The sequence below is a fragment of the Huintestinicola butyrica genome (genome assembly GCF_025567215.1).
Classification (GTDB): domain Bacteria; phylum Bacillota; class Clostridia; order Oscillospirales; family Ruminococcaceae; genus Huintestinicola; species Huintestinicola butyrica.
Window position 1 is genome coordinate 116,011 of record NZ_JAOQKB010000003.1, and the last position, 9,404, is coordinate 125,414.

General features: G+C 48.7%; 8 protein-coding genes. 3 read left to right on the plus strand and 5 right to left on the minus strand.

Annotated elements, in window-relative coordinates:
• Positions 1 to 13: 13 nt before the first annotated feature.
• The 3 genes from OCV68_RS04655 (at position 14) to OCV68_RS04665 (ending at position 2,787) form a co-directional block, all read left to right on the plus strand.
• Complete coding sequence (locus tag OCV68_RS04655; RefSeq protein ID WP_262571096.1) at positions 14 to 940, plus strand: prohibitin family protein; 927 nt, start codon at positions 14 to 16, stop codon at positions 938 to 940.
• A 95-nt stretch (positions 941 to 1,035) separates the two neighbouring features.
• On the plus strand, positions 1,036 to 1,434 hold the full coding sequence (locus OCV68_RS04660) for a hypothetical protein (protein WP_262571099.1): 399 nt from the start codon (positions 1,036 to 1,038) through the stop codon (positions 1,432 to 1,434).
• 150 nt (positions 1,435 to 1,584) lie between these two features.
• Complete coding sequence (locus OCV68_RS04665) at positions 1,585 to 2,787, plus strand: CapA family protein (RefSeq protein WP_262571101.1); 1,203 nt, start codon at positions 1,585 to 1,587, stop codon at positions 2,785 to 2,787.
• 81 nt (positions 2,788 to 2,868) lie between these two features.
• Here the strand turns inward: OCV68_RS04665 and OCV68_RS04670 are convergent, their stop codons facing one another.
• The 5 genes from OCV68_RS04670 to OCV68_RS04690 all read right to left on the minus strand — a co-directional run bounded on the left by OCV68_RS04670 (position 2,869) and on the right by OCV68_RS04690 (position 9,402).
• Positions 2,869 to 5,055: an alpha-galactosidase gene (locus OCV68_RS04670; protein WP_262571321.1), complete on the minus strand. Its 2,187-nt coding sequence runs from the start codon at positions 5,053 to 5,055 to the stop codon at positions 2,869 to 2,871.
• 183 nt (positions 5,056 to 5,238) lie between these two features.
• On the minus strand, positions 5,239 to 6,792 hold the full coding sequence (locus OCV68_RS04675) for a PstS family phosphate ABC transporter substrate-binding protein (RefSeq protein ID WP_262571103.1): 1,554 nt from the start codon (positions 6,790 to 6,792) through the stop codon (positions 5,239 to 5,241).
• Between the two features lie 36 nt (positions 6,793 to 6,828).
• Positions 6,829 to 7,395: a hypothetical protein gene (locus tag OCV68_RS04680; protein ID WP_022473799.1), complete on the minus strand. Its 567-nt coding sequence runs from the start codon at positions 7,393 to 7,395 to the stop codon at positions 6,829 to 6,831.
• Entirely contained in the window at positions 7,385 to 8,356 is a 972-nt protein-coding gene (gene mreC / locus OCV68_RS04685) for a rod shape-determining protein MreC (RefSeq protein WP_022473800.1), read from the minus strand. The genes OCV68_RS04680 and mreC overlap by 11 nt, the downstream gene beginning before the upstream one ends.
• Positions 8,357 to 8,394: 38 nt before the next feature.
• The gene (locus tag OCV68_RS04690; protein ID WP_262571105.1) at positions 8,395 to 9,402 is read right to left on the minus strand and encodes a rod shape-determining protein; all 1,008 of its coding nucleotides are present in this window, start codon (positions 9,400 to 9,402) and stop codon (positions 8,395 to 8,397) included.
• Positions 9,403 to 9,404 lie beyond the last annotated feature (2 nt).

The following is a 9,404-nucleotide window of genomic DNA, read 5'->3' on the forward strand; positions in this document are numbered from 1 at the left end:
TTGGGTAGTGTAAATGAGTGACGTTATTGACGTTAAGACAGGTTCAAAGGCAGGCAAGATAGTCGCTGCCGTAATAGTGCTGCTGATAGTCGTTATTATCGGCTGCAGCGCTTTTACCACGGTAAGGGCAGGCCACACGGGAGTTGTGGTAACATTCGGAAAGGTATCTTCAAGCGTGCTGGGAGAGGGACTTCATCTTAAAATACCCTTTATCCAGCAGGTAGTACAGATAGATAACCGTGTACAGAAGGCAGAGGTGGACTGCTCATCAGCGTCCAAGGACCTGCAGACAGTCACAAGCACCATTGCCCTCAACTACAAGGTGAGAAATTCCGCTTCGGCTGACATCTATCAGAATGTAGGCCCCGACTTCGAGTCCATCATCGTTTCTCCCGCAATTCAGGAGTGCGTTAAGGCTGTGACCGCAAAATACACCGCAGAGCAGCTCATCACCGAGCGCCAGAGCATCGGCGACCAGATGAAAGACCTGCTGGGCGAAAAAATAAACAGCTACGGCATTGATATCGAGATATTCAATATCATCACCTTTGAATTTACCGATGAATACAACGCTGCCATTGAAGCAAAGCAGACGGCACAGCAGAATGCGCTGAAAGCCGAGCAGGATCTCCAGCGTATCAAGGTAGAGGCAGAGCAGACCGTTGCCAAGGCTCAGGCAGAGGCAGAGGCTTACCGCCTTAAATCCGAGCAGATAACCCCTCAGATGATAGCAATGGAATACATAGACAAGTGGGACGGCAAGCTCCCCGCTGTAGCAGGCGGCGACAGCAGCTCCATGCTCATTGATATTTCACAGATAATCGCTCAGATGGAGGAAACTGCGGGCAACGGCAATACTTCTCAGCCTGCTGCTCAGCCCCCCGTGCAGTCCGTTCAGGACGGTCAGGACACATTTGCGGACGAAGAAGCTGCGGAATAAAACAGAATAAAAAATCGGCTCCATGAAATTACATGGGGTCGATTTTTTTTACACAAACACGGTAGCGGATTTTACACAGCAGCGGTAAAATTATCATGGGTGATAATATGGATGTAGTAAATATCATAAAGGTTTTATGGGGACTGTTTATAATATACCTTACCGTAAAGGCAATAAAGGTGATAATTGCCATAAGAGAGGGCAAGCCCATGACGGCAATGGTGGTGGATCACGCTGAGGAGCATGACGATGATAACATCAGCTATTATCCTATCATAGAATACACCGACGAATACGGGAATCTGCGCCGTGAAAAGCTTAATGTTTCCGACAGCCAAAAGGAATACGGCGAAAGAATATTATATCTTTACAAGGGAAAATTCTATCAGAAAAAATCCCTGATACCGGCCATTGTTATGCTGGTGCTGAACATTCTCCCTTTTATAGTTGTACAAATAGAAGGTATGTATGTGATCTCAAAACTATACAGATAGTATAACTATACCAAAAGTAACATTATTTCATCAAATTGTAAACCCCGCTTTTATTGCCTTTGTCATTACTATATGCTATAATGATGAAAAACATCGGAGGGGGTATTGATACTAACCGCCAATTTTTTAATTGGTTCTTAGTATAACACGATGAAAAGACACAATATTTTAAGCATATTATGTGCAGCAGTAATTTTAACAGGCTGTCAGCAGATATCTGAGGAATATGTTCCTGCCGAGGCTATCATAACATCGGCTGAGACTACAGCTGCCGAAACCACAGCTGCCACTACTGAGATCACCACAGAAACGGAGCCTGTGATCACAGAAAAGACCGTTTCATTCACGGCTCTGGGGGATAATCTCATACACTCGTCTATCTACAAGCAGGCGGCAAGGCGTGGGGCGGAAAGCGGCAAGGACTATGATTTTGAATACGCATATGCAGGGGTCGCCGATCTGCTTGACACGGCGGACATAACCGTGCTCAATCAGGAAACGCTTATCTGCAACGATATGATAGAGCCTTCCACATATCCCTGCTTCAACAGCCCCAAGGCCCTGGGGGACTATATGGCGGAGCTGGGGGTAGATGTGTTCACCATCGCCAACAACCACACCCTTGACCAGGGCACAAAGGGACTTACATATTGCCTGGCATATTATGACGAAAACAAGTTCATGCGTGTGGGCGCTTACCGTGACCATGCAGACAGGGAAAATATACGGGTAATGGAAAAAAACGGCGTTAAAGTGTCGTTCCTTGCATATACCGAAAGCCTGAACGGTCTTTCTCTCCCTGCCGATACTCCGCTGGAGATAGGCAGGACGGACACGGACGTGATGAAGAGCGAGATAGCCGCCGCAAAGGAGATATCGGACATCTGCGTGGTATCTCTCCACTGGGGCACGGAAAACAGCAGCGTGGTGGAGGACTATCAGCGCACGGAGGCAAGGGAGCTGGCGGAAGCAGGTGCGGACGTTATCATCGGCAACCACCCTCACGTTCTCCGTGAGATAGAGATATTTGAAAACAGCGACGGCGGAGACACCATATGCGCATATTCGCTGGGCAACTTTATCTCCGCACAGTCGGTAGGCACGAACCTTATCGGCGGCGTGCTGGATTTTGATGTTTCCGTTGACGAGGGCAGGGAGCCTGAAATAAGCGGCTACACCTTTATCCCCATAGTTACCCATTACGACCATAACTACTCAAATATAAGGCTTTATAAGCTTTCCGACTACACTCCCGAGCTGGCATCTGCTCACGGTGTAAGGGCAAATTCCCGCTTTGATTATGATTATATTATTGAGTATCTTACGGACAAGGGGCTTTATGAGGCGGAATGATAATCCCACAAAAAACGGCTGCCATTTTAAAATGGCAGCCGTTTTACTTTTAGTATATATTTGATTTATTTTACAGCAAGTTTACTTCTCTTCTGTGAAATAAACCACCTTGGAAGCAAAATCGCCGTGAATGCTTACGTTGATACCGCAGTTCATAAGAGCAGCTCCGCTGTGAACCTCGCCTGTCTCGTGATCCTTGTAGCGCTTTACGGGGTCAAGTCCCTTGAGCTTTATGCGTCTGCTGCGGTAGTTGGGTCTGCCTAGGACCTGAACAAAGGTGAATACTGCCTCGCTCTTGTCCTTTGCAACAAACATCCATGCGTCCCACATATTGTCCTCGAACACGTTGCCGATGCGGTACTGGTCGCCTGTGCGGATAAGGGGATTGTACTTCTTGAACATCTCTATCTGACCGGGTATCTCGTTCCTGTCAGCCTCGGGTATTCTTGTAACATCAAGCTCGTAGCCGAAGGTTCCCACCATTGCAACGTTTCCTCTTGTGGAGAAAGGTGTGGTTCTGCCTACGGTATGGTTGGGGCAGTCGGAAACGTGTGCGCCCATTGCGGAAGCAGGGTAGCAGATAGATGTGCCGTGCTGTATCTTCAGTCTCTCGATAGCATCGGTATCGTCGGAAGTCCATATCTGAGGAGAATAGAACAGCATACCCGCATCAAATCTTGCGCCGCCGCCTGAGCAGTTTTCAAGGAGCAGGTGAGGATAATCGGTGATAAGTCTTTCCATAACGTCATAAACGCCCAGAACATATCTGTGCCACAGCTCTCTCTGACGGTCGGAAGCAAGAGCGTTGGAGCCAACCTCGGTAAGCTGTCTGTTCATATCCCACTTGATGTACTCGATGTTTGCGCTGTCAAGTATCTTCTTCATCTGACCGTAAATGCAGTCTCTTACTTCCTTGCGGCTGTAGTCAAGAACATACTGCTGACGGCTCTGGGTCATGGGCATACCCTCTATTTGGATAGCCCAGTCGGGGTGAGCCTTGAACAGCTCGCTGTCGGGGGATATCATCTCAGGCTCGAACCAGATGCCGAACTTCATTCCCAGCTTGTTTACCTCGTCAACCAGGTGCTTGAGGCCGCCGTCTATCTTCTTTTCATATACGAACCAGTCGCCAAGAGAGCTGTTGTCGCTGTCTCTGTGACCGAACCAGCCGTCGTCCATTACCAGCATTTCAATGCCCAGCTGAGAAGCCTGCTTTGCGATGTCGATAAGCTTTTCGGTGTTGAAATTGAAGTAGGTCGCTTCCCAGTTGTTGATGAGGATAGGACGGCGCTTGTCCTTATATTCGCCTCTGATAATGTGCTGTCTGTACAGGTCATGGAATGTGCGGGACATCTCGCCGATACCCTTGTCGGAGTAAACCATAACGACCTCGGGAGCGGTAAATTCCTGAGCTGGCTCCAGCTTCCAGGAGAAGTCAAAGTGGTTGATACCCATAACGAAGCGTGTTTTCTTGTGCTGAGTTACCTCTGCCTGGGCAAAGAAGTTGCCGCTGTAAACAAGGTTGAAGCCGTAAGCCTCGCCCATATCCTCGTCCGCATTGTGGGAAACAAGTGCGGCAAAGGGGTTATTCTGGTGGGAGGACTCACCCTTTACTGAGTCGATGCTCTGCTTGCCGTGATGAAGTCTGCATCTTTCCATAACTCTCTCTCTTGCCCAAGAGCCGTTGAGGGTGATGAAATCATACTGATCCGAATCAAAATCAACACAGGCGGAAAGAGCACGGGTAAGCTTGAAAGCCTTGTCGCCGCCGTTTATAAACTTTACGCTTCTTGTAATGGCGTTAAGGTCAGCAAAAACAGTGTAGTAAAGGATAGCTGTAAGACCCGAATGAGCGTCCTTCATGGTGATAGCCAGTGTCTGAGCCTCGTCCTTAGCCGCAAAGGTAGCGGGGAGACGGACAGTGCAGTCCTCCAGCTGCTGATACAGCTCGGGCTTGCCGTCGATTATCTCGTAGGAAACAAAGCGCAGGTCAAGAGCGGTCATTCCCTTTTCGTCCATAATGGAAACAGCAGGCTCCCTGTAGTCGCCGATGCCGTGACAGGGATATTCAAAGGGAGTGGTGTCCATAAAGGTACCCATATCTCTCTCGTTTACCTTGGGAACAAAGGGATTTTCGTTCAGTCTCATAAGGTAGGAAAGATCCTCGTCGTCAGCTCTCTTACCGTAGTAGATGTGTGCAAGATGACCGCTTTCCAGAGCTGCAAGAGCATATGTAACGTTCTTGCCTGTAAGGGTAAAGATAGTCATTTCCTCGGTAAAGGTCTCGTTGGCATTTATCTGCCACTTCCAGTAGGTGTATTCCTTTTTGATCTTTTTTGCGGTGATAAGGTCCATGTATTTGCTTCCTTTCATTTATCAGTATCGGCGCCCGGTTCGTGCGCTTCTTCAAAAGCTTCCGAGACTGAGCCGCTGTACTGTTTGCTTTATGATTTATTCAAGAGGGATATACCCCGTCTTTTCAATAAGCTCCTGCCCCTGCCTGCCCTGCATAAATTCGGCAAGACGTGGAACATTTTCATTGTCATTATCTTCAAGATATATGGCGTAAAGGCTTGTGGTCATGGGGTATTCTCCGCTCCTTATGGTATCGGGATCGGGACATACTCCGTCAAGGGAGAGGAATTTTATGCCGCTCTCTTCACCGTCGGCTGCCATTCCCGAAGCATAGTAGCGGAATGAATATCCGATAGATGAAAGCTTGTTCTGATATTCCGCCACAGCGGTTATCACGCCCACCATTGACATTTCAAATTCTACCTTTAGCGGCTCCTTTAATGCCACATCGCCCATAAAATGCTCCATCATTGTCTGGGAGCCTGAGTTTTTCGGCCGCTGAAAGGCGAGAATGGGAACATTATCCCCTCCAAGCTTTTTCCAGCTGCGTATCTTTCCCGAATAGATGCCCCGTATCTGCTCCGAAGTGAGGGAATCAACGGGATTTTCGCTGCTTACGAAAAACACAAAGGCTTCCTTGCCGATAGGTGTCATCACAAGCGACTTTCCGTTATCCTCCGCCAGCTTTTTCTGCGCTTCAGAGGGCATTGCTCCGAAGAAAATATCTGTTTCGCCCGAAATAAGACTTTCGTATGCTTTTACGGTATTGGTGAAGCGTATGGGCATTGGCGGTTCATTTCCGCTTTCCTTTGCTGCCGACTGTATCTCGCCGATATTTTCATAGCAAGCGTTTGCGATCGCAGAATAAACGGGATATGCTGCCTCTGCACCGTCAAGCACAGGCATTTTTTCGGGGGCTGTTATCACAAACTCTGACGGCTCGGTAAGAAGCGCCAGCTTATTTTCTGGATTTTCCACATAGTATGGTCTGAGAGGAACGCTTGACAGACCGTGTTCATAGGGAAAACCATAGCCCTCGGAGGTCGGTGCAGGGTCATCCGCCATCATAATATATTGATCGTAATCTGTCATGTCAATATCTACGGTGGAAAGGCTGTGGTAATATTTTGCATATTCCCCGCCTGCGGCAAGAGCCGCAATGACTATTACCTCAGAAACGGCAAGCTTGATGCCTGGGAGCGGCCTGTCAATGCCATTAGCCTTTACAGCTCTGCGCTCGCCAACAGCAAAGCATATTATTCCCACTGCATTTATCAATATAAAGGCAGCAAGCCCCTTTTCAACAAGGAATGTCTGAAAAAAGTTCAGGTACGCAAACATCTCTGCGGCAGCGCTTTTATATATTTTATGTAAGCCGTCAGATTGTATCTTTGAAAATGAATTTACAACAAGCCCTGCCGCAAACGGCACAAGGGCGGGCAGATACACTGCCCACGGCTTTTCGGGTGCTTTCATCAGCCTTGCTGCGGTAAGGTATCTTCCCGCAAGAAAGCAAACTGCCGAATATATCACTGCCGCAGCCGCCAATATGGGTATATGCAAAATCATACAAAGGATAATGCCAAGACTTGAAAAAGCGATAATAAAAACGGGGACTGATATAAAATAAGCGGCAGAAAGTCGTTTCATATCAATGCTCCTTTTAAATAATGTCATGCGCAGCAGCTATTCTCTCACAATATCATCGGATTTCTCCTCGATATAATGCTCGGTAACTGTGCCGAAGCCCCTGGTGATAAGCCCTGTGAGCCAGTAGAATATCACGCCCGAAATGTTGGTATATATCGCCTCGGGAATGAAAATGCTCCTGAATACCGCTCCCGATGGGTCATATCTCCATATCCGATAGAAAAACAGATAATGGAGCAGCGACTGTATGACGATGACGCACAGGTCGAGCCACAGAAAGTTCAGTATATGCCGCCTTAGAACGTAATGGAACAGCAAAGATATAAACAAGCTTGCCCACATAAGAATAATGGCATTGAAGCCCGTAAGCGTGCCCGATGCGGAGTCAAGGAGAAGTCCGCACACGCAACCGAAAAGAGCGCTGTTGAACGGCGACTCACGGACAGCATAGCACACGGCGCATGGGATAAGCAGCACAGGCAAGGGGCTTCCCGTATTCACCGTGGAAATGAACACGTATGAAAAGGACATCAGAAGCACCTGTATAAGCTGCCTGATGATATAATTGCGCTGCTCTTTTTTCTTTTTCAGCTCAATGTTCATCGGAAGCCTCCGCAGTCTGATCTTCCCCGTTCTGCTCCGAAACAACTTCCGAAGCGGCTTCCGGAACAGTGTCCGGAACGTAAGAGGTCACCGCCTCCTCCTGACCTGTCTTTATGGCAGTTACCTCGTCCAGCTCATAGTTTATTATAACAAACACGCTTGTTATGGTGTTGGGATCCTCTGCGGGAATTACAACAGCGTACTTGGAAAGTCCGCTTGCTTCCATTTCAACAGATTCAACAGTGCCGATAAGCTGACCTGCGGGATAGTTGGTGCTTCCCGAGGTAACGATAACGTCGCCCACGGCGATATCGCTTTCCTTGCTTATGTAGCTCATGCGTATCCTGCCCCTTTTAGCCAGGTCATAGCCGCCCTCAACAATGCCCTCGGACTTTGTTCTTACAGTGTAAACGCCCACGGCGGTCTTTGGGGAATAAAGCGTCCTGACCTTGCAGGTGGAGCGGGAAACCTCATAGCACACGCCCACGATTCCGCTTTCAGTGACCACGGGATCGCCGGGCTTTATGCCGTCATTCTCGCCCTTGTCAACGGTAAAGGAAGCGTAGGGGTCGTTGGTGGTTCGTGCAATAACTGTGCATGGGGGAGAAAACTCAAAGTCGCTGTACTCCTCTTTAAGCCCCAGCATAACACGCAGCTCACGGTTTTCCTCCAGCACCTTGTCGTAGTCGATAACATCGTTGTAAAGGCTGTTGAGCTGTTCTTTCAGCTGAATGTTCTCGTTGTAGTATTTTTCCGCATTTATGAGCATATCCAGCGATGTGGATACCTTTTCGGATATCTTCGAGGACAAGCTGCGGACAGGCTCGAACACGGTCTCAAAAATATAGGAGCTGCCCGATGAGTAGCCCCCCGTTGTGACGGAATAGATCATTGCTCCCAGCAATATAGCCATAAGGGCGACTATTATTTTGAATTTTACGCTGTGAAAAAATTCTTTCAAGCCGCCTGCTCCTTTCAAGCTCCGTCAGATATTGTATCTTAATAGTATTTAGCGTCGTCGTTCAGAACATCGTGAAGCTTTTCGATATCCTCCAGCACCTTTCCTGCGCCTGTTGCAACGCAGTCAAGAGGGGATTCGGCAATGTTCACAGGCATACCCGTCTCACGGTTGATGAGCTTGTCAAGGCCCTTGATAAGCGCACCGCCGCCTGCCAGTGTTATTCCCTGGTCAATGATATCGGCAGCCAGCTCAGGGGGAGTTTTTTCCAGAGTGGTCTTGATAGCCTCAATAACATGAGTGAGAGGCTCAGCCAGAGCTTCTCTTATCTCAATGCTTGTTACGGTGATGTTCTCGGGGAGACCGTTGAGAAGATTTCTTCCCTTTATCTCCATTTCCTCCTCGCCGTCCTGCCTGTCGGGAGGGAAAGCGGAGCCGATGGCGATCTTCACATTTTCGGCTGTGCGCTCGCCTATGAGCAGATTGTATTTTTTCTTGATGTAGTTGATGATAGCGTTGTCGAAAGCGTCTCCCGCAATTCTTACGCTGCGTGAGGTAACTATGCCGCCAAGCGAGATAACAGCCACCTCGCTGGTTCCGCCGCCGATATCGACTATCATTGAACCCGCAGGCTCGGAAACGGGCAGACCTGCGCCTATTGCCGCAGCCATAGGCTCCTCAATGATGTTTACTCGCCTTGCGCCCGCATTCTCCGCAGCTTCCTTTACGGCTCTGCGCTCAACGGCAGTAACGCCCGAGGGAATGCAGATGATAACGTTTGCTCTGGTAAAGAAAAAGCTTCCCTTGAGAGCTTTCTGTATAAACTCGTTGAGCATGGCGGAGGTTATCTCAAAATCTGCGATAACGCCGTCCTTCAAAGGTCTTACGGCGGTAATGGAGCCGGGAGTTCTTCCGATAACTTCCTTTGCCTCCTGACCCACATATTTAGGCTCTTCAGTGCGTGAATCCACAGCCACCACCGAAGGCTCCCTTATGATTATGCCCTTGCCCTTCATATACACAAGGGTGTTGGCAGTACCAAGATCTATTC